The sequence below is a fragment of the Archangium violaceum Cb vi76 genome, from assembly GCF_000733295.1.
Classification (GTDB): Bacteria; Myxococcota; Myxococcia; order Myxococcales; family Myxococcaceae; genus Archangium; species Archangium violaceum.
In genome coordinates this window covers 1-19811 of the sequence record NZ_JPMI01000246.1, presented here as the reverse complement: position 1 = coordinate 19811, position 19811 = coordinate 1, and the positions used below count along the sequence as shown (strand labels likewise).

General features: G+C 69.4%; 13 protein-coding genes. 6 read left to right on the top strand and 7 right to left on the bottom strand.

Annotation, left to right across the window (positions count from 1 at the left end):
• The 4 genes from Q664_RS61490 to Q664_RS34140 form a co-directional block, all read left to right on the top strand.
• A partial coding sequence (locus Q664_RS61490; RefSeq protein WP_235216985.1) for a hypothetical protein occupies positions 1-223 on the top strand: 223 nt, incomplete at its 5' end.
• A gap of 252 nt (positions 224-475) precedes the next feature.
• Complete coding sequence (locus tag Q664_RS53050) at positions 476-4834, top strand: Kelch repeat-containing protein (protein WP_160174561.1); 4359 nt, start codon at positions 476-478, stop codon at positions 4832-4834.
• 155 nt (positions 4835-4989) lie between these two features.
• Positions 4990-6264 carry a DUF2914 domain-containing protein gene (locus Q664_RS34145; protein WP_043405344.1) on the top strand — a complete coding sequence of 425 codons (1275 nt, stop codon included), beginning with the start codon at positions 4990-4992 and terminating at the stop codon, positions 6262-6264.
• 2 nt (positions 6265-6266) lie between these two features.
• Positions 6267-6767: a hypothetical protein gene (locus tag Q664_RS34140; protein ID WP_043405341.1), complete on the top strand. Its 501-nt coding sequence runs from the start codon at positions 6267-6269 to the stop codon at positions 6765-6767.
• 206 nt (positions 6768-6973) lie between these two features.
• Here Q664_RS34140 and Q664_RS34135 read toward each other — a convergent pair whose 3' ends face one another.
• Positions 6974-8503: an aminopeptidase P family protein gene (locus Q664_RS34135; protein ID WP_043405339.1), complete on the bottom strand. Its 1530-nt coding sequence runs from the start codon at positions 8501-8503 to the stop codon at positions 6974-6976.
• A 159-nt stretch (positions 8504-8662) separates the two neighbouring features.
• On the opposite strand from Q664_RS34135, the gene Q664_RS34130 reads away from it, so the two are divergent.
• Positions 8663-12391, top strand: a complete 3729-nt coding sequence (locus Q664_RS34130) for a protein kinase domain-containing protein (RefSeq protein ID WP_084610543.1) — start codon at positions 8663-8665, stop codon at positions 12389-12391.
• On the opposite strand, the gene Q664_RS34125 is transcribed toward Q664_RS34130, so the two are convergent.
• The 5 genes from Q664_RS34125 to Q664_RS34105 all read right to left on the bottom strand — a co-directional run bounded on the left by Q664_RS34125 (position 12362) and on the right by Q664_RS34105 (position 18245).
• A complete protein-coding gene (locus Q664_RS34125; protein ID WP_043405337.1) occupies positions 12362-13111 on the bottom strand; it encodes a 16S rRNA (uracil(1498)-N(3))-methyltransferase in 750 nt (249 codons plus the stop codon). The two genes, Q664_RS34130 and Q664_RS34125, sit on opposite strands and share 30 nt — an antisense overlap.
• Entirely contained in the window at positions 13108-14364 is a 1257-nt protein-coding gene (locus Q664_RS34120) for a hypothetical protein (RefSeq protein WP_152622502.1), read from the bottom strand. The genes Q664_RS34125 and Q664_RS34120 overlap by 4 nt, the downstream gene beginning before the upstream one ends.
• Positions 14365-14709: 345 nt before the next feature.
• The gene (locus tag Q664_RS34115) at positions 14710-15906 is read right to left on the bottom strand and encodes an alpha/beta fold hydrolase (RefSeq protein ID WP_052519014.1); all 1197 of its coding nucleotides are present in this window, start codon (positions 15904-15906) and stop codon (positions 14710-14712) included.
• Between the two features lie 30 nt (positions 15907-15936).
• The gene (locus tag Q664_RS34110; protein ID WP_043405331.1) at positions 15937-17676 is read right to left on the bottom strand and encodes a GMC oxidoreductase; all 1740 of its coding nucleotides are present in this window, start codon (positions 17674-17676) and stop codon (positions 15937-15939) included.
• The gene (locus tag Q664_RS34105; protein ID WP_052519013.1) at positions 17673-18245 is read right to left on the bottom strand and encodes a hypothetical protein; all 573 of its coding nucleotides are present in this window, start codon (positions 18243-18245) and stop codon (positions 17673-17675) included. The genes Q664_RS34110 and Q664_RS34105 overlap by 4 nt, the downstream gene beginning before the upstream one ends.
• A 218-nt stretch (positions 18246-18463) precedes the next feature.
• Here Q664_RS34105 and Q664_RS34100 point away from each other — a divergent pair, with 218 nt between their 5' ends.
• Positions 18464-19459: an NAD-dependent epimerase/dehydratase family protein gene (locus Q664_RS34100; protein ID WP_043405327.1), complete on the top strand. Its 996-nt coding sequence runs from the start codon at positions 18464-18466 to the stop codon at positions 19457-19459.
• 1 nt (position 19460) lies between these two features.
• Here Q664_RS34100 and Q664_RS59490 read toward each other — a convergent pair.
• Positions 19461-19811: hypothetical protein (locus Q664_RS59490; RefSeq protein ID WP_043405324.1), on the bottom strand; the 351-nt coding region annotated here is incomplete at its 5' end.

Sequence of the window (19811 nt, the reverse complement as noted above, 5' to 3'; positions counted from 1 at the left end):
CGGTCCCGGGTTGGGCAAGGGTTTTGGCTACCTCGAGCATCACTGGAACTCTCCGGGTGATGGCGGGTCTCGTACATCGTTCATCGTGACCGACACCGGCCTGGGTTGTGTCCAGACAGATGCCAGGCTCTGCACCTCGCGGGTTGGCAGCTCTGTCGCGGACTACAAGTTCACCCATGAAATCTTTGGATATTGCCCGGTCCTGAAGAGCTTCTCGATGTGACGGAGCGGTTCTGGGCCGCCCATGGGCAATGGGAGCCAGGGAGGGCATGCCGATAAGGCGGCCTCGCTGGCTCCGAGCGGAGGCAGTGCGGTGGGGCGCGGTGGCTCCAGGTGGATGCAGCTGGCGGCCTTCCGGGCGCGTGTCCGGCTCCAGGCGCTCTGGAGACACCGTCTTCCCCGGCCGCGTCCGTGGCGGCACGTCGATTGCTCACTCACGGACATCTCTCCAGTCACGTCCAAGGAGCATCATCGCGTGTACGCAGCCAGATGGATCCTCTCGGCCAGTCTCACCGCCCTGCTGCTGATGAGCGGGTGCGCAACGGAGCTGGAAGCACCTCCCTCCCTCGCTCGGACGCGGCAGGCCCTCGTCCTGACGTTGCAGCCTGGCGCCGAGGGGAAGGACAGCCGCATCTTCTCGCACCCCGAGCACGCGGATGAGCCCGCGGGAAACCACGGCTACCTCGAAGCCCTCTCCTGGATGTGGGATGGCCGCCCCGCCAGCCAGCGCGGCCTCATCGACTTCGACCTTTCCCCGCTCCCCCCCGGCAGCATCCTCGCCAAGGCGACGCTCCACCTCTCCGCGGACCCCACCCATTGGACGGGGGGGCATTCCGGCGTCAACGCGTTGCGCGTCGCGTCCATTCTCTCTCCCTGGGACGAGGCCTCGGTGACCTGGAACAACCAGCCGAGCATCGAGCACCGGCTCGCCGACCTGCTTCTGCCGAGCACCTCGCCCGACCAGGACTATCAGATCGACATCACCGACCGCATCGCCCGCGAGCTGGCCCAACCCGACGCCTACCATGGCTTCATTCTCGAGCTCATGACGGAGGAGCCCTACCGCTCGGTCGTCTTCGCCTCGAGCGATCACCCCAATCCCAGACTCCATCCCAAGCTGGTGCTCGAGTATGACACCTCCCCTCCTCCTCCTGGCCGCATCTTTGGAATGGTGTTCGCCGGTCAGGTGGGGACCCGCCTCGGGGGGGTGACGATCGATGCGGGAAATGGACACACCACCACCACGGATGACGCGGGGCTCTTCAGTCTCGAGCACCTTCCCCTCGGTACCTACACCCTGAGGGCGAGCCAGAGGGGGTGGGCCTTCGGCTCGCCTGGTTTCCAGGATGCGAACTACACCGTCACACTGACGGAGTCCGACCCCTCAGAGACCGTCGTCATCTTCGGATGGGACCGCGACCCCATCGTCTTCGTCCACGGGTGGAACTCGAACCGCTTCGAGTTCGACGGCATCCCGCGGGCGTTCCGCGAGGCGGGCTACTTCACGGTGGAGAGGGACCTCGACACCACCCTGCTCCGTACGCCGCTGTTCCACGTGAATGCCCGTCGCGTCAAGAATTGGATCGACGAGGCGCTATTCGTGACGGGCCGCGACCAGGCCATCCTCTATGCGCAGAGCATGGGGGGCCTCGTGTCGCGCGCGTACGTCGAGGGGCCGGACTATGAGGGGGATGTCTCGCGGCTCTTCACCCATGGAAGCCCCCATCTGGGAACGCCCGTGCCGCTCTCGCTCGGGTGCGTCCCCCCCCGTCCGGATGCCGTCTGCGAAATGACTCCCCTGGGGATGGCGCTCTTCAACCTGACCCACTTCAAACGCCGGGAGGTCGACTACCACCTGACGGCGGGCAACTCGCCCATGTGGACGGTGGCCCGGAAGTGCATCCGCGTCTTCCGCAGGAACATCTGTGTCAACATTCCCTGGCCGGACACGGACTTCCGCAATGGCAGGGGCTGGGCCATGGGAGCGCTGATCCAGGGGCCGGATGATGGCTTCATCAATACGTCGAGTGCCTCCGGACTGCCGGGTCTCGATATCGACCGCTTCATCACCCGAGAGGTCCACTGGGGCGGAGGGGATCGCGGGCTGGGGCCTCGCGACTACCACGAGTGGAATGGAGGCAACTCGAGAGAGGCTTTCGAGCGGTGCTCCCGGCGCGTCCTCATCGAGCGCAACACCCGCACGTGCGGCACCCGCGCATGGCCGGGGCCACCTCCTGGCGCCTTCGAGCCGCGCCTGCGCGGGCTGACGGACTCCGCGGATTCTCCGGCCACCACGCCCGCCCTCGCCCAGCTCTCCCGCCTGGAGCAGGGCCGCTTGCAACGCGGGGAGGTCCGCTCGCGCCTCCTCTCCGTGGAAGGAGGGCCGACCACGTTCGCCGCCTCGTGGGAGGAGGGCTCGGTGCGTGTCACGCTCGTCGACCCCACGGGCAAGGTGATCGATCCGGAATACGCCGCCTCCCTCGAGGTGGATCCGGAGACCTCGGAGGTGGAGGACGTGGACAGGCCAGAGCCGGATGCGGTCGTCTACCTCGGGAGCCCGGCGGGGGCGCAGTACTACTTCCCGGCCGCGCGCGCCGGGACCTGGGAGCTGCGGCTGGAGGGGGGCGAGGACATTGCCGACACGGGGACTTCCTTCACGGCCGCGGCCTCGTTCGACAGCCCGTTGACGGCCACCTTCTCGACGGACCGGCAGTTCTACGCCCAGGGGGCCACGGCCCGGCTCGGGTTGAGCTTCTCGGAGGCCGTGGAGGACGCGGACGTCCGGGTGACGGTCCACCGCTCCGATGGCACCACGGACAGCCTCGTCCTGGAGCGCATGGGTGAGACCGAGTACGCCGCGCGCTACGAGCTGGCGCCGGTGGGGGGCTACGTGGCCCTGGACTGGGCGCTCAGCGGGCGCCGGGCGGAGGGCAGGCGCTTCGAGCGCGGAGGCCGTGCGTTCATCCAGGTCCACTCCAACGCGCTCCGTCTGGGCCGCGTCCTCGGGGACGTGGCGATTGCGCGCGAGGACGTCCCCGGGTTGAGCAGCGCGCTCGCGGTCACCCTGGAGGTCCTCTCCAGCTATGAGAGCGAGGAGGAGTCGCTGGGGGTCTCCGCCGAGCTGGTGGCCGCCGATGGCCGCGTCATCGCCCGGGCCGTGACGGTGGTGCCAGCCCGGCTCGGTGCGAATGCCGTCGAGCTGCGCTTCCGCGGGGAAGACATCCATCGCTCCCTCGCGGACGGGCCGTACACCGTGCGCAACGTGAGGCTGCTCGACCAGCGGGAGGCCCTGTTGCTGAGTGGGGAGGTCGAGCTGGCACACACGACGGCGGCCTATTCGTACCGTCGCTTCGCTCCTCGCGCCGGTGCGCCCACCGTCCTCCTGGACGGCTCGTATCGGGTCGCGGCGGGTGACTCCCTGCTGCTCACGGCCACGGCGATCGATCCCGAGGGGGACTCGCTCACGCACGAGTGGGATCTCGACGGTGATGGTGTGTTCGACATCTCCGGCGAGTCCGTCACGCTCACCACGTCTCCGGATGCCCCGGCGGGGATGCGGACGGTGTCGGTGCGGGTGACGGACACGCAGGGCCATGCCAGCGTTGCCACGAGCGAGGTGGAGATCTACCTGGACGCCGATGGGGACGGAGTCCTGGACGACGTGGACGTCTGCGTGCTCATCCCCGACCCGGGCCAGGAGGACTTCGATGGAGATGGGCAGGGGGATGTATGCGATCCGGACGATGACGGGGACGGACACGCGGACACGCGGGACAACTGCCCCGGGGTCTTCAACGCCGACCAGGCGGACGGGGATGGGAATGGCCGGGGCGACGCGTGTGATCCCCTCTCCGTGTGGAGGCCTGCCAGCGCGCTGTCGAACGGCCGCATCCTCCACAGCGCCACGGAGTTGAAGGACGGGAGGTTGCTCGTCGTCGGCGGCTACAACGGCACGACGGAGGTGTACGAGCCGGTGACGGACACGTGGGCCCTGCACGGCAACACGCTCACGGGACACCGCTACCACACGGCGACCCGGCTGCATGACGGACGAGTCCTCGTGGCGGGCGGGCAGGGCGCTCATGCCGATGCCTCGGCGGAGGTGTACGAGCCGGCCTCCGGCACCTGGAGCGCCACCGGCAACCTGGTGACGTACCGGAGCCACCATGCCGCCACCCTGCTGTCCGACGGGCGGGTGCTTGTCATGGGCGGAATGGAGGGGGATGGCCGGGTGCTGGCTTCGGCGGAGGTGTACGAGCCGGCCACGGGCACCTGGAAGGCCACGGGGCGCATGCTGCAGGCACGGCACTCGTTCACCGCCACCCTGCTCGCGGATGGCACGGTGCTGGTGGTGGGCGGTAGGAACGAAGGCCGGCTGAACAGCGCGGAGGTGTACACGCCCGCCACCGGTACGTGGACTCCGGTGGGCAACCTGGAGCGGGGACGCTCCTGGCACACGGCGACCCGGCTGGTGGATGGACGGGTGCTGGTCGCGGGCGGCGCGGAGGATGGATTCCCCTCCAGCACCGCCGAGCTGTATGAGCCGGCCACGCGAAGCTGGCGCGCGGCTGGCGCGATGAACAACCCCCGGCGACTCCACACCGCCACGTTGCTGAGGGATGGCCGCCTCCTCGTCACGGGCGGTTATGACGACTCCACCGGCATCCAGACATTCGCGGAGACGTACGAGCCCACGTCGGGAACGTGGCGACCGCTGATGAGCATGGGCGTGGACCGTTATGGGCACACCGCCAACCTGTTGAGCGATGGGCGGGTGCTGGCCGTTGGAGGATTCAGCAACACCGGGCAGTCCACGGCCGAGTCGCTGCGATAGCCGGGAAACACCCGGCCGTGGCTCGTGGAGACGCGCTCGACGATGGGACTCGAGGGGGCCCGGCCGGCCGCTGGACGGGACGGCGGCCGGCCTCCCCGCTCCCCGCGGGAGCCAGGAAGGGACATCCAGGGGACGCTCCCCTACAATGCGGGGACGTGGCGACCGAGACCTCTCCTCCTCCCCTGGAAACGGCGGCTCCCCCCGAGCCAGCACGGGAGCCGTCTGGGCCCGGGATTGCGCTCCACGTGGTCTCCGAGGCGCCCGCCGCCCGCGTCCCGTCCGAGGTGCTGGCGGAGGCGGCTCCCACGCTGAGGCAGCGGGTGCGGGACTTCCGGGCCCGCCACGCGAAGTGGGAGCTGGCGCTCTTCTTCTTCGCGAGCTTCGCCTACGACATCGCCACGCTGCGGCGCATCGACAACTGGCTCGTGCTCACCAAGCAGGGCGTGTTCCTCGGTGTGCTGGGCCTGCTGCTCCTGGTGGAGCTGCGTTGGAGCTGGGACACGGAGCCGCCGCGGTGGCTGGCCCGGGTGTGGCGTTTCCGCGAGGACGCGCTGCACTTCTTCCTCGGCGGGCTGCTGAGCCCTTACACCCTCTTCTATTTCAAGAGCGCGTCCGGGCTGACGGCGTTCCTGTTCCTCACGGGCGTCTTCGGGCTGCTGGTGGCCAACGAGCTGCCGCGCTTCCGGGCACTGGGGCCCGTGGTGCGCGTGGGGCTCTTCAGCTTCTGCCTCACCTCGTACTTCGCGTACCTGCTGCCCGTGGTGCTCGGCTACTACAGCGGGACGCTGTTCATGGCCTCCGTGGGCCTGTCCTGCGTGGCCACGCTGCTCATCACCCTGTTGGTGAGGGTGTGGAGCGGAGAAGGGCGGCGCACGCTGCGGCAGGTGGCGCTGCCGGGGCTCGGCATCCAGGGGCTGCTGGTCGCGCTGTACCTGCTGAAGGCCATTCCCCCGGTGCCGCTGTCCATGCTCTCGAGCGGCATCTACCACGGCGTGGAGGTGGTGAAGGGCCCCCGGGGCAAGGACTACCGGCTGCTCCACGAGCGCGCCGAATGGCGGCTGTGGGAGCGCGGGGACCAGGACTTCCGCGCGCGCCCCGGTGACCGGGTCTACTTCTTCGCCAGTGTCTTCGCGCCCACGAGCTTCAAGCCGCAGCGCGCGGGAGACCGGGGCACCCGGCTCGTCATCCGCTGGTACTACGACGACCCGGAGAAGGGCTGGTCGCAGTACCACGCCTATGACGACCTGTACCTGGAGCAGGGCGGGCGCGAGCGAGGCTTCCGGACGTTCGCGTACGTGACGAATCCCCGGCCCGGTGACTGGCGCGTGGCCATGGAGACCGAGGACGGGCGGGAGATTGGCCGCCTGTCCTTCACCGTGAGCCCCGACGCCTCCACGGCGCCACGCGAGTTCAAGGTGGAGGCGGGATGAGGATGCGCTCGACCCTCCTGGCGCTCACGGTGCTCGTGGGCCTTCCCGGCTTCGCGCGAGACCAGGCCGGAACGCCGTACCACCCCCGGATCGCGGGCGTGCCCATGTCCTGTATGTCCGCCCAGGGGGAGCCGGTGGCCTTCGTGCCGAACACCTCGCTCGCGGATGTCGGGCTGTGGTTCTCCGGGTGGCCCGGCGTTCCGGCGCATGTCGAGTACAACCCCGGCCTGCTGGCGCGACTGCCGCCGAAGGTGCAGCTCTTCTGGTTCGGCCATGCGTGCGCGCACGCGGTGCCCGTGGAGAGCCCGGGGGAGGAGGGCGCGGACTGCTCGTCCATCCAGCTCCTCAAGCGGCAGGGGCTCGTGTCGCGAGCGCAGGTGGGCGAGCTCGAGTCCTACTTCCTGAGCGCGCCAGCGGTGGTGCCCTGGGGTCATCGCCCAGGGCCCGACCGCGCGCGGCTGCTGCTCGGGTGCTTCGACCGCGGCCCGCAGCCGAAGCGTTGATATCTTCCCTCTCCCCTCGGGAGAGGGTCAGGGTGAGGGTGCCCGGGCCTGTTCTTCAACCCGTGGCCCTCGATGTGAGCAGGGGGTTCAACCCGGGATGCGTGGCACCCTCACCCCGTCCCTCTCCCGGAGGGCGAGGGGAAATGGCCGCAGCTGTCAGCACATGTTCCCCAGGGTCAGGCCTTCGCGGACCTGCCCGAAGGGGATCAGCGCTTCTCGCTCCAGATCTGCTTCATCCAGTCCTCGATGTCCCTCGGCTCACGGGGGATGTCCTCGGACAGGACGCGGCAGCCCGTCTTCGTCACGAGCACGTCGTCCTCGATGCGCACGCCGATGCCCCGGTACTTCGCCGGCACCGTCAGGTCATCCTTCTGGAAGTACAGGCCCGGCTCCACTGTCAGCACCATGCCCGCCTTCAGCTTGCCGTACTTGTAGGCCTCCTGCCGCGCCTGCGCGCAGTCATGCACGTCCAGGCCCAGCATGTGGCTGACGTTGTGCAGCGAGTAGCGCTTGTAGAACTGGTGCTCCTCCTTCAGTGCCTCCTCCGGCGTCGTCTTGAGGATGCCCAGCTCATACAGGCCCTCGGCCAGCACCTTCATGGCGGCCCGGTTGGGCTCCATGAAGTCGTTGCCCGGCTTCACCGCCGCGAGGGCCTGGTTCTGCGCCTCCAGCACCAGCTCGTAGATTTCGCGCTGCTCCTTGGAGAACTTCCCGGAGATGGGCAGCGTGCGCGTGATGTCCGCCGTGTAGAGGCTGTTGCCCTCCACGCCCGCGTCCAGCAGCAGCAGCTCGCCCTTCTTGATGTCGCCATCGTTGCGCGTCCAGTGCAGCACGCAGGCGTGGTGGCCGGCCGCGGCGATGGTGCCGTAGCCCACGTCGTTGCCCTCCACCCGCGCGCGCAGGTTGAAGACTCCCTCCACCTCGCGCTCGCTCCGGGCGGCCTTCAGCCGGCGGATGACGTCCTCGAAGCCCCGGTGCGTGGAGTCGATGGCCGTCTCCAGCTCGCGCACCTCCAGCTTGTCCTTGATGAGCCGCATCTCGGACAGCGCCGTGGCCAGCTGCTTGTCGCGCTCGGCATGCTCCGTCACCGCGCCGTCCACCCGGGCGGACATGCCGCGCAGCACGCGCGTGGGGATGACGGCCGCGCCCTTCAGGCCCTCCAGGAAGCCCGGAAGCTCGGGCAGGCCGCGAGCCTCGTGCACGCCGAAGCGCGCCTGACTCTCCTTCACGCCCAGCCTCGGGCCCACCCACAGCTCGCCCTTCACGCGGTCCGTGAAGAAGGTGGAGTCGCTGCGGCCCGGGTTGGTCTCCACGAAGAGGATGTCCGTGTGGCCGCCGCCCTCCTTCGGCTGAAGCACGAGCACGCAGTCGGGCTCCATGTTGCCCGTCAGGTAGTAGAAGTCCGTGCCCGGCCGGAAGCGGTAGTACGTGTCGTTGGCGCGCACCTTCTCGTGGCCGGTGGGAATGACGAGCGTCTCGCCCGGGAAGAGCTTGGAGAGCTCCCGGCGCCGGGCCTCGAAGACCTCGGCGTTCTTCATCTTCGGAGGGGGCTTGCCGCCCTGGGGCTTCCACCCCTTCATCATGAAGTCGAGCAGCGCGGGGGGCGCCAGCGAGTCATGACCGGCGGGCTTCGCCTTCGACTCCGACTCCGGGGTGATGAGGGGCTGCTGCTCGGGCACCGGCTCCTGCGCGGTGGCCGCGACGGCCTGGGCTCTGGATGGGGTCTTCTTCGCCATGGAGGTGACTCTTCAACAACCCATCGCGCCCCTTCAAGCCCGATGCACCACGTCTTCCACGTGGTGTCCGACGTAGGGCGGTACTGGCTCTCCCATTGAATCGTGTTATTCCTTGTCTCCCGGGCTTCCGGCGAGCCGGGGTGTGACATGCGGCCCGTGATGAGCGACGACGAGCAGACAGCGGTGATCGACAGCAGCCGGGGGCTGCTCTCCAGCGGCACGCTGGGTTCGATGGACAACCGCACGCCCATCTCCATGCCGGGCATCTCGTTCGCCGAGCGGCGCTCGCTGGAGCCGGGAATGCGGGTGTCGGGCCGCTACCTCATCCGCGAGCAACTGGGCGAGGGGGGCATGGGCCGCATCTGGCTCGCCGAGGACGAGCAGGAGCAGCGCCGCGTGGCGCTCAAGGTGATGCAGCTGCCCGCGGGCCTGCCGCACGCCAAGGTCGAGGAGCTGGTGCTGATGTTCCGCCACGAGTTCTTCGCGATGAAGCGGCTCCAGCACCCGGGCACCCTCAAGGTGTTCGACTGGGGGCTGACCGAGTCGGGCCACCGTTTCATCACCATGGAGGCGGTGGACGGCCAGGACTTGAGCCGGCTGGCGCGCGAGCAGGTGCTCGACACCCGCACCCTCTACCGCATCCTCATCCAGATGGCGCAGGTGCTGGCCTTCATCCACTCGCGCCTGTACGTGCACTGCGACATCAAGGCCAGCAACGTGCGCATCACCAGCTCCGGCGCGGTGAAGCTGATGGACTTCGGGGTGATGCACCAGGTGGGCACGCCGGGCTCCGGCCGGCTCAAGGGCACCCTGGAGTACCTCGCCCCCGAGTGGCAGCGCGGCGCCAGCATCGACGGGCGCGCGGACCTGTACTCGCTCGGGGTGATGGCCTACTTCCTGGCCACGCGCCAGCTGCCCTTCAAGAAACGCGACACCCCGGCGTCGCTGCTCGCGGACCACCTCACCCGCCACCCCCCGCGCCCCTCCAGCATCTGCCCGGTGGAGCCCTGGCTGGAGGAGATCATCCTCGTGCTGCTCGCCAAGGATCCCCGCGAGCGCTTCCAGAACGCCTCCGAGCTGCTGACGGCGCTGTGCCAGGCCAGTGGTGAGCCGCTGCCCGAGGAGCCCCTGGCGGCGAGGACCAGCTACCTGCACATTCCGGAGGTGGTGGGGCGGAAGGCGGAGCTGGAGTTGATGCTGCGCGCGCTCCAGAAGGCCGGCCAGGGAGAGTCCCGCGCGGTGCTGCTGGGGGCGCCCGCGGGCGTGGGCAAGTCGCGCCTGTTGCAGGAGTTCGAGCTGCAGGCCCAGCTCGCCGAGGTTTCCGTCGGAGTGGGCCAGTGCCGCGCGGAGGGCCTGGCGCCGCTGGCGCCCGTGGGGCAGGCGCTGCGGATGCTGGTGCCGCGCACCCCGGTGGAGCTGATGGAGCGGCTGCGGCCCCTGCTGGGCAAGCTGGTGCCGTCGCTCGCCACCGGGCCGGTGCCCACCTTCCGGGACGCGGGCGCGGAGAAGATGGCCGTCTTCGGGGCGCTCGCCGAGTGGCTCCAGACGCTGGGCCACCAGTGCACCTTCGTGCTGTGCATCGAGGATCTCCAGTGGGCGGATGCCGCGTCGCTGGAGGTGCTCAACGTCATCATCCGCGCGCTGCACCAGACGCGCGGGATGGTGGTGGCCACCTTCCGCTCGAACGAGCTGAACCGGCTGAGCCTGGCCTTCGAGACGGTGGACGAGGGGCTCACCTCGCGACTGGAGCTCTCGCCGCTGACGGCCGGGAACATCGAGGATCTGGTGAGCCTGGTGCTGCCCGGCCTGGACGTGCCCGCGGGCTTCGTGGCCCGGCTGCACGACACCACCGGCGGCAATGCCTTCTTCGCCACCGAGTGCCTGCGCATGCTGGTGGAGGAGGGCGCCCTGAAGCGGGTGGGCGGCCGCTGGTGCGCGGTGGAGAACCTGGAGGAGCGCGAGCTGCCAGGAAGCATCCGGGAGACGGTGCTGGCGCGGTTGGCCACGCTGCCCCACGAGCGGGTGGCGCTGCTGCGGCGGTTGGCTCCGGCGGGGCGAAGCCTGGAGCTGCCCCTGGTGCGCGCGCTGGCGGAGCTGCCCGAGGCGGAGTTGTTCCATGCGCTCGACGAGTTGGTGGAGCGCCAGTTCCTCCAGCGCGTGGAGGGCCGCTGTGTCTTCACCCACGACACGGTGCACGAGTCGCTCCACGACAGCACCCCGGAGGCGGAGCGGCGGGCCCACCACGGGCGCATCGCGGAGTTCCTCCTGCAACTGGGCGGCAACCGGCCGGGTGTGGCGCGGGCGGTGGGTTACCACTTCATCCGCTCGAACGAGCCACAGCGCGCCGTCATCCCGTTGCTGCGCGCCGGACAGGCCTCCATCGAGGCCAAGGCCCTGCTGGATGCCACGCTGGTGCTGAAGGAGGCCGCCGCGCTTCTGGAGGCCGGGCCTCGTTCACCCGAGCGCGCGGAGCAGCTCATCCGCACCTGGGTGACGCTCATCGAGATCGGCTACGTGAGCGATCCGCCCACCTCGCTGCTCTACGCGGAGAAGCTCTTCGCCCATTGGGCGGCCACGGTGGATCTGGGCGCGGGCCGGCGGGAGGCACTGGCGCGGCTCGCGGAGGCGTCCGCGGCCCCGGAGGCCGGGCGTCGCGAGGCGTTGCCGCGTGTCATCCGGGAGATTCCAATCGAGCCGCGGATGGCGCCCACGGAGGTCTTCTGGAAGCAGGCGGAGCTCCAGATATTGCAGAGCATCGCGCTGGCCATCATGGGCCGCACGGCGGAGTTCCACGCGCTGCTGGAGCGGGTGCAGGCCGAGCACCCGGTGGAGTCGCCCTATCGCTCCGGTGCCCTCATCGCGAGGGGAGCGCTCAGCTCGCACACCGGCCGTTTCGCGGGAGTGGTGGAGGCTCAGCGCGCGGAGGTGGACCGGCTGCGTGCTCTTCGCGACACCGTGGAGCAACCGCCCCGGCGCCTGGCGTGGGCGCTCGGCATGGGCTGCTACTTCCTGAACATGAACCTGGCCCTGCGCGGTGAGCCGCTCGACGAGCTGGCCACGCAGGACGGGTTCGACGTCGCGGACGCCTACGGCTTCACCGACATCCGCATCTACCATCTACAGTCGCAGATCGTCCGCGCGTCCTTCATCGGCGATGCCACGGCCTTCGTGCCGCCCTTCAGCGAGAAGCAGGAGCTCATCCGGCTCCTGGGCCACCCGCGCCTGCCCGAGCGCAACCTCGCCATCTACACGCCGCCCTACTACCTGGAGCGCGGCGAGCACGAGCTGGTGGCCGCGGTGGTGGCCAAGGGCGAGCAGCTCTCCAAGGTGCTGCCCGGGGACCGCTGGTTGAAGCTGTACGTGCTGGTGTACTCGGCGTGCCGGGATGTCCTCTTCGAGGATGCGGCCGCCGCGCGCGAGTCGCTGCCCAGGGCGCTGGAGGCCGCGAGGGCGGGGGACTTCCGGATGGAGACGCTGGTGCGTGTCTACGAGTCCCGCTTCGAGCTCAACCAGGGCCGTCTGGACGCCGCGCGAGAGGCGGCGGAGGCGGCGCTGAAGCGCTCCCTGGATCCGGTGCTCGCCAATCCGTTCGATGAGATCCTCTCTCGCCGCGCGCTGGCTCCACTGGTGCCAGAGGAGGAGGGGGAGGCGCACCTGGCCCGCGCGCTCGAGCTGGCCGAGGCCACGGGCAATGTGTTGCAGGTGGGGCTGGTGAAGCTGGCCCAGGCGGAGCGGTGGTTCGTGCATGCGCCCGAGCGGGCGGATGCGGTCCTCGACGCGGCGGAGGGCGTCTTCCTCGCCGTGAAGGCCGGCGCGCTGCTGCCGCGAGTGGAGGTCCTGCGTGCGGCGACGAGGCCCTCAGGCCGTGCGCGCGGTGTCCTCCCGTAGCAGCGCGAGCTGTCCGAGGAGCACGGGGACGGCGGTCTCCACCCGGAGGATGCGAGGGCCGAGGGAGAAGGGCCGGAAGCCGTGGGCCTCCAGCAGCTCGGCCTCGAAGGGCACCCAGCCGCCGTCGGGTCCCACGGCCATCACCACGCGCGGTGCTTCCTGGACGCCCACCCGGTGCAGGGGTTGGGGCGCGGGCGGATGCGGGAGGAGCCGGAGGGCCTCGGTGCCGAAGATGGCATCCAGCTCGTCCTCGACGAAGGGACGGAAGCGCTCGCGGATGAGCACCTTGGGGAGCCGGGTATCGCGGGCCTGCTCGAGGCCCTGGAGGAGGAGTTCCTCGACGAAGCCGGGGGCCAGCACCTTGGAGTCGAAGTAGCTCTTCTCCACGCGCGCGGCGTTGACGAGCACCACGCGGTCCACCCCGAGCTGGGCCACCGCGGGCAGCACGCGCTTGAGGGCCTTGGGGCGGGGAATGGCGAGCAGCAGATCCACCCCGGCTCTCGGGGGAGGCGGGTCGGTGAGGGAGACGCGCAGGCGCAGCAGGCCCGGTGTGTTCTCCAGCACCTCGCCCGTGCCCACGAGCCCACCGAGCCTGCCCACGCGTAGCGTTTCTCCGGGCTCGGCGCGGAGCACCTCGCGGGCGTGTTGGGCCCGGCGGCCCGTCATCTGGACGGTGCCATCGGGGAGGAAGTCGGAGTCCTGGACGAGGAGCAGGTTCACTGGGGTGGAGTCTCTTGCGCGCGTTGTACCTGCTCGACCTTCTTCACGGCCTCACGGGCCCGCTCGAGGAGCTCCTCGGGTGTGGGGACCCGGGCCTTCTCCAGGGGGAGCTCGGGATTCGGGTTCTTGCCGGCGGTGGAGGGGGGCTGGGCGCCGGACGCGGGCTGAGCCTGTCCCGCGGGAACAGGGGCGCCCGAGAGCAGGGAGTCCGCCAGGTTCTCCCGGGTGCGTTGGGCCTCCTCGACCTGCTTCACGGTGTCTCTTGCCCGCTGGAGGAGCTCCGCGGGAGAGGCGAGCCGGGCGTTCTCCAGGACCTTCTCGGGACTCGGGTCCTTCTTCGCCACGGGCGTGGGCGTGGGCTCCGGTCTGGGCCCGGATGCATGGGGCTCCCCGAGACCCAGTGGGCCGCTCATGGTGAGGATCTGGGCATCCACGGGCACGGCTCGGGTGCGGTACGCGTCGGGCACGTCGTCGCGCGAGCTCACGAAGTGGACCGTGCCCTTCTCATCCTCGTACCGGTACATGCCGGCGGAAGCGTTGAAGACCTGCTTCTCCTCGGGCGAGGCTGGGAAGCCATCACCCTCGAAGCCGAGGCGGAGCGCCTGTCCATCGACCATGTCGAGCTCGACGGCCTTCCCGTCGGAGGTGTAGCGAGGGGGAGCTCCCGGGAAGCCTCCATGGCCCTTGAGCCAGAGGATGCGGAGGGCGGGCTCGCGCACTTCGATGGGAGCACGGAGGAGGGCTCCGGCCTTGGCGCCCTTCACGCGTACTCCATGCTCGTAGAGCGTGGCCACCTCCACGTCCTGCCAGCGGGCCCCTACCTGGAGGGAGGCGGGCAGTGGATTGATCACGAGCACCCGTTTGCCGTCTGGAGAGACGAACTTGAGCTGCTCCCGCGTCGCGATGCAGGTGTCCCACTTCCACACGACCTTCCGGGCATCCCACGGTGATGACCACGTCGAGGTGCTCGTGCACCGGAGGGTCTTGCCGTTGCTGAACGCGGTCTGCTGGACCTCCGCGTTGCCGTCCGCGGAGCGAGCCGACCACGTCTGCTCGGGAAGCTCCTCCGCCGGAGCGGGTGGGGGCTCGGCGGGTGGAGCTTCCCCGGCCGTTTCCGGAAGAGAGGCCTGGGTGCCAGCGTTCGCTCCGGAGCCAGGTGGCTGCTCGATCGTGGTGGCCGACTCGGGCCGGGCGGACTGCTGACAGCCGCTCGAGAGCACTACCGCCACCACCACCAGATTCCTCAATCGCATGAGACCCCTCGGTGCTCCTGTGTCCGGAGGCGGCAGCGTACACGAGTCCCGATAGCGCCCGGAAACCCCTCTCCACCTGCGTCAGGATGGATGAATCCTGTCAGGGGGAGGTTCCGGCCTTCGATGGCTCGATCCCCTTCAAGTTGGCCTGCGAAGGAGTGCACCTGGGAACAAGTGCTGACAACGCGGTCATTTCCCCTCGCCCTCCGGGAGAGGGACGGGGTGAGGGTGCCACGCATCCCGGGTTGAATCCCCTGTCCACACTGGAGTCCATGGATTGAAGAACAGGGACAGATACCCTCACCCCGACCCTCTCCCGAGGGGAGAGGGGATATCGGGGTCAAATCAATGCGCCGTGAGCGCCGTGTCCTCCTGGACGTGGAGATGGACCTGTCGGCGTTTCCGCTCGCCCCGGTGCGCGTTCATGTACCGCACGAAGCGGGGGAACACGTCGCGCGCGCAGTCCTTGCCCATGAAAACATCCTGGTGCCCATACCCCGGGATGATCTCGAGCGAATGCCGTCCCGGTGCGAGTGACTCGAGCCGCTGATAGCAGACGATGTTCGAGTCGGTGAAGACGTGGTTGCTCTCTCCGGTGACGAACAGGACCGGCGTGTCGATCTCCTCGGCGAAGTCGAAGTAATCGTCGGGCAGATGGTCGAGCTTCGGGTCGGAGGGGTCGTACTTCACGGCGCCGCCGGCGCTCACCATCTTCCGCACGTGCCGGTAGTAGTGGACGCTGGTGGCGCCGTAGAGATCTCCGCCACGCTGATGGGTGACGTCGTGCAGGTTCTCGTGGTGGTAGAGCGCGGGCCAGCCGGTGCCCCACATCATGCTGAGCATGTGGCAGGCCGGCACGTCGCACTCGGGGTGGAGCAACTCCACGGCTCGTCCGATCAGCCCGCTCCGGGAGAGCAGGGGCTCGTCGCGGGCGTTGGGGTCGACGTAGGGCAGATCCATCACGCGCTCGAGGAAGAAGGGCGCCACGGCGAGCTTCAGGCGCGACCACGTGGGGATGCGCGGAGTGAGCCCCACGCTGTTGGCGATGACGCTGGTGATGCCCTCCACCGCGCCACCGAAGAGGCTCATCAGGAAGGAGACCGAGCCCAGGCAATGGCAGATGACGTGCAGCCGCTTGTTGCCGATCTCCTGGCGGATGCGGGCCATGGCGGCCGGGTGATCGAACGCGGCGATGTCATCCATCGTGTAGCGGTGCCGCAGCAGGTTGTACGGGTGCCGGTTACTCATCCGGAAGTCGAGCGTCCACACATCGGTGAACCCATGGTCCAGCAGGTGGCGGACCAGGTTCTCGTGCTCCGGCATGATGAACATGTCGCTGGAGGTGGTGAGGCCGTGGATGATGAGCACCGCGTCGTCACACGGCTCACGCTGGAAGCGCAGCATGCTCAGCCCGAGCTTGTCTCCGGTGGTGAAAGGGTAGGTGCGGACATCGGCGTCCGGCACGCCCTCCAGGGTGAAGCGGGGGACCACGCGCCCGTGCTCCGGTGTCCGCGAGTCCTTCGTCCTTGGCGAAACGTTCATATGTGTCTTCCTCCGTGAGGATGATGGGTTTCAGGCCGCCTCGGCCCCCGATTGCTCCTGGGTGCTCGGGTGGATGGGGCGCCGTGCGAGGAGCCGCTCGGCGAAGCGGTCCGAGAGGGCGGCGATGGTGAGCGCGGGGTTGGGGCCGACGGGCCCGGGCATCACCGAGCCATCCGCCACGTAGAGGCTGGGATAGCCGAAGACCTCGCCGTGGGCATCGACGACACCCTCGTGTTTGTCGCGCCCCATCGCGCAGCCACCGAGTGGATGCACGGTGACCATCTGGCCCAGGTAGCCGAGCGGGTTGTGCGCCAGCTCCCCCTCGAGTGCCGAGGCGATCTCCTCCATGGCTCCGCGCAGCCGGCGGAAGTATCTGGCCGAGCCACCGCGAGGGCTCCAGTCCAGGTCCAGTGTCCCGTGGCGTGTCAGCCGCAACCTGCCATCGGGCATGTCCCGGCCCATGCCGAGCAACGCCATCGACGTGGCCGAGTCCATGCAGGGACCGAGCGCCTCGGCGAGATGCGCGCCGATGTCGCTCTTGCGCTCGGTGCGCGCCCACTCCCGGGCCAGCCGCCCGGCGAGCTTGAGCGAGCGCAGCATCACCGGCAGGGGGTTGCGCGACTCGTACAGCCAGTTGAGGAGCTCCGGGTGCCCGGCGTCCTGGATGTAGAAGCCTCGCCCATCGCCGCCCTCGAGCGCATCCCGGACGCGGATGGCGCTGGTGATGACGGGGCCATTGCCCCCATCGAGCACGCGTGGCCGGGAGGTGCCGGAGTCACTGTTTTTGCTGCCCAGGAGGAAGGCCAGCAGGTCGCCGTTGCCCGAGAAGCGCATGCCGAGCTGCCGGCTGAGCCGGGGGAACGAGTGCCGGTTGCGCAGCAGCAACTGGTTGGTGCCGAAGGTGCCGGCCGCGAGGATGAGCCGGTCCGCGGTGACGAGGTGCCGGCGAGGCTCGCGCGGGAGCGGCTCGCTCTCGGTGACGCCGCTGTAGTCCACGTACTCGACGGCGTAGCCACCGCCCACGTCCGGGCGGAAGGCCTTCACCTCGCACCGGGGGCGGAACTCGGCGCCCAGGCGCTTCGCGGCGGACAGGTACGTGTAGTCCAGCGAGTTCTTGCTGCCGTAGTTGCAGCCGAGGTTGCACTCCCCGCACATGCGGCAGGTGAGGCGCGTACGGCCGTGCAGGTTCGGCGCGGACTCGAGGATGGGCTCGCCCGGGACGGGCCGCTGCCCCGGGTTGCCGAAGGTCACGCCCAGCTTCGGGAGGAACCACTCGTACCCCAGCCGCCCGGCGGCCTGCTTCATCGCCTGCGTCTTGGGGGTGGAGCGGTAGGGCTCGTGCTCGAAGGGGAAGCGCTGTGCCTTCATCATCGCTTCCACCTGCTCGTAGTGGGCCTCCAGCTCCTGGCGGGTGACGGGCCAGTACTCGTAGCCGCCGGAGGTCCGGTCCTCGCGGACGAAGGTGTGCTCGTCCTTGCGGATGAGCACGTTGGCGTAGAGGAGCGAGCCGCCGCCCAGCCCGCTGGCCACCACGCCCCCCAACCACCGGAAGGACCAGATGTTGAAGAGCCCATGAAGGCCGCGGCCCGGGTCCCAGAAGCCGTGGCGGATCTCCCGGGGGCTGCGAGGGAAGGAGCCCGGCGGGTACACCTTGCCCCGCTCGAGCAGGCATACGCGCAGGCCCGCCTCGGCCAGCCGGTAACACATCACCGAGCCGCCGAAGCCGGAGCCGACGATGATGGCGTCGAAGTGCTCGGGTCGCGCGGTCATGCGTAGAGCTCCCAGAGGTTGCCGAGGAAGAACCGGCCGAAGCGCACCATCGTCTGGGGGCCGCCCCGGGGTGAGCGCATGCTGGCCATGAGCGCGAGCAGCTCGCGGACGCCGACCGAGAGCACGCCCGTGGCCACCACCGGGCCCCGCTCGTCGTGGCCCTCGTGCAGGGTGGTGAGCAGCCGGGTCGTGTCCGTCCAGAGGTCCGGCCCCGGGTCATCCCGGAGGAACTTGGTGCCGGCCAGGAAGTACGTGCGTCCCTCGTGCTCGAAGCGGGCGTCGTAGTGCATCAACCGCATGAGCGGATCGTCCGAGGGGGAGAAGAGCTGGAAGCGGCCCTGGCGGACGGGGAGGCATTTGGAGAAGGGCGGGAAGGAGAGGTGCCCGCCCAGCCAGGCCTCGTGCTCGGGGTCCAGGAGGAAGTCCTCCATGGAGTCGATGCGGATGGTGGCGTGCAGGGACAGGCGCGTGGTGCGGCCGTGGCGCGCGGGGGGCTCGGACTCCCGCCTGCCCAGGGCCATGGGGCCGGACAGCGTCTCATGGAAGAGCAGGTCGGGAGTGAAGGGCATGAGGGGGTTCCTTTCGAGGGCCACGGTGGGTCGCGTCCTTTCTTGTTCGAGTGGGCGAGCAGGGGCTGTGAGCAGTGGGAGTGAGTCGGAGTGGACGCCCGCACCGGGCCGCCGCATGCTCCCTGGGAGAGCAGGCCGAGCGGCATGCGGAGCCGTCACATCGCGAGCCAGGGGCCTCCTCGTCATGGGGGGGCGGACCCCGAGAGGGCAGGAAGACAATGAACGTGCTGGTCACGGGGGCCACGGGCCTCATCGGAAACGCCATCACCCAGAGGTTGCTGGCGCGGGGACATCAGGTGCGCGCGTTGGTGAGGGACCCGGAGCGGGCCGCACGGCTGCTACCGGCGGGCGTGGAGCTGGTCCGAGGCGACGTGACGGCGCCGGACTCGCTGCCGGCGGCCGTGCGGGACGTGGAGTGGCTGTTCCACGCGGCGGGGATGCCCGAGCAGTGGCAGCCGGATGACAGCATCTTCGACCGGGTGAACCGCCAGGGCACGGTGAACGTGCTGCGGGCCGCGCTCGCCGGGCGGGTGAAGCGGGTGGTGTACACCTCGACGATGGATGTCTTCGCCGCGCCCCGTGGGGGCACGCTGGTGGAGACGAACCTGGACACGGAGCCGAAGCCCACCGCCTACGAGCGCTCGAAGCAGGCCGCGGAGCGGGAGGCGGAGGTGATCCGGCGCGAGGGGCTCGAGCTCGTGTATGTGAATCCAGGCGCGGTGTACGGGCCATCTCCGGTGCATGTGGGGCTCAACTCGTTGTTCCTCCAGGTGCTCAACCGGAAGGTGCCGGCCCTGCCGCCCGGGGGAATGCCGGTGGCGTACGTGGACGGGGTGGCGGACGCGCACCTCGCGGCGGCCGAGCGCGGTGTCCCAGGTGAGCGCTACCTGTTGGCCGACACGCACGTGAGCAACGCGGAGCTGGTGCGGGAGATCCTCCGGGTGGAGGGATTGGGGGCCCGGGTGCCGCCCACCATGCCCGCGGGGGTGATGAAGGTGCTCGCCGCGGTGTCCGCGCCCCTGGCGAGGATGTTTGGCTTCACACCCCTCATCGCGTCGGGGCAGTTGTCCTTCCTGCTGTGGAATGTGCGCGTGGATGCGAGCAAGGCCCGGCGTGAGCTTGGCTTCGAGCCAACGCCTCTCTCCGAGGGAGTGGAGAAGACCGTGGCCTTCCTGAGGGAGCAGGGGCTCGTCGAATCCAGACAGACACGGTAGTTCAGGGCAGCTCGCCCGTGCCCGCGAAGGCTTGCATCCACGCGAGCTCGTTCCGGGCACGGTGCTCGCAGGACTCCTCGCGCAGTGGGCAGATGGGCCACCGGTCATAGGCAGCCTTCTTCATGGCACCCTCCCAGTTGCCCAGTTGAATCCAGGCGGCGATGCACTCCTCGCGGGTGGGGACATGCTGCGTCAGCTCGGAGCCGAACATCTGGAGCCGCAGTCCCATCTCCAATTCCAGACGGGAGCGCTGCTCACGCAGGCGCGCGCCCACTTCGTACAGCAACCGGCCCAACCACCGCAGCTCATCCTCGGACAGGTGGGCCTTGCTGGCCCTGGCACGCTGCAGGAT

Excerpts from the sequence above, each read along its gene's own strand:
- Q664_RS34120 (WP_152622502.1), bottom strand. The coding sequence starts at position 14,364 with ATGCGATTGAGGAATCTGGTGGTGGTGGCGGTAGTGCTCTCGAGCGGC.
- Q664_RS34135 (WP_043405339.1), bottom strand. The coding sequence starts at position 8,503 with ATGGCGAAGAAGACCCCATCCAGAGCCCAGGCCGTCGCGGCCACCGCG.
- Q664_RS34105 (WP_052519013.1), bottom strand. The coding sequence starts at position 18,245 with ATGCCCTTCACTCCCGACCTGCTCTTCCATGAGACGCTGTCCGGCCCC.
- Q664_RS34115 (WP_052519014.1), bottom strand. The coding sequence starts at position 15,906 with ATGAACGTTTCGCCAAGGACGAAGGACTCGCGGACACCGGAGCACGGG.
- Q664_RS34140 (WP_043405341.1), top strand. The coding sequence starts at position 6,267 with ATGCGCTCGACCCTCCTGGCGCTCACGGTGCTCGTGGGCCTTCCCGGC.
- Q664_RS34100 (WP_043405327.1), top strand. The coding sequence starts at position 18,464 with ATGAACGTGCTGGTCACGGGGGCCACGGGCCTCATCGGAAACGCCATC.
- Q664_RS34110 (WP_043405331.1), bottom strand. The coding sequence starts at position 17,676 with ATGACCGCGCGACCCGAGCACTTCGACGCCATCATCGTCGGCTCCGGC.
- Q664_RS34130 (WP_084610543.1), top strand. The coding sequence starts at position 8,663 with ATGAGCGACGACGAGCAGACAGCGGTGATCGACAGCAGCCGGGGGCTG.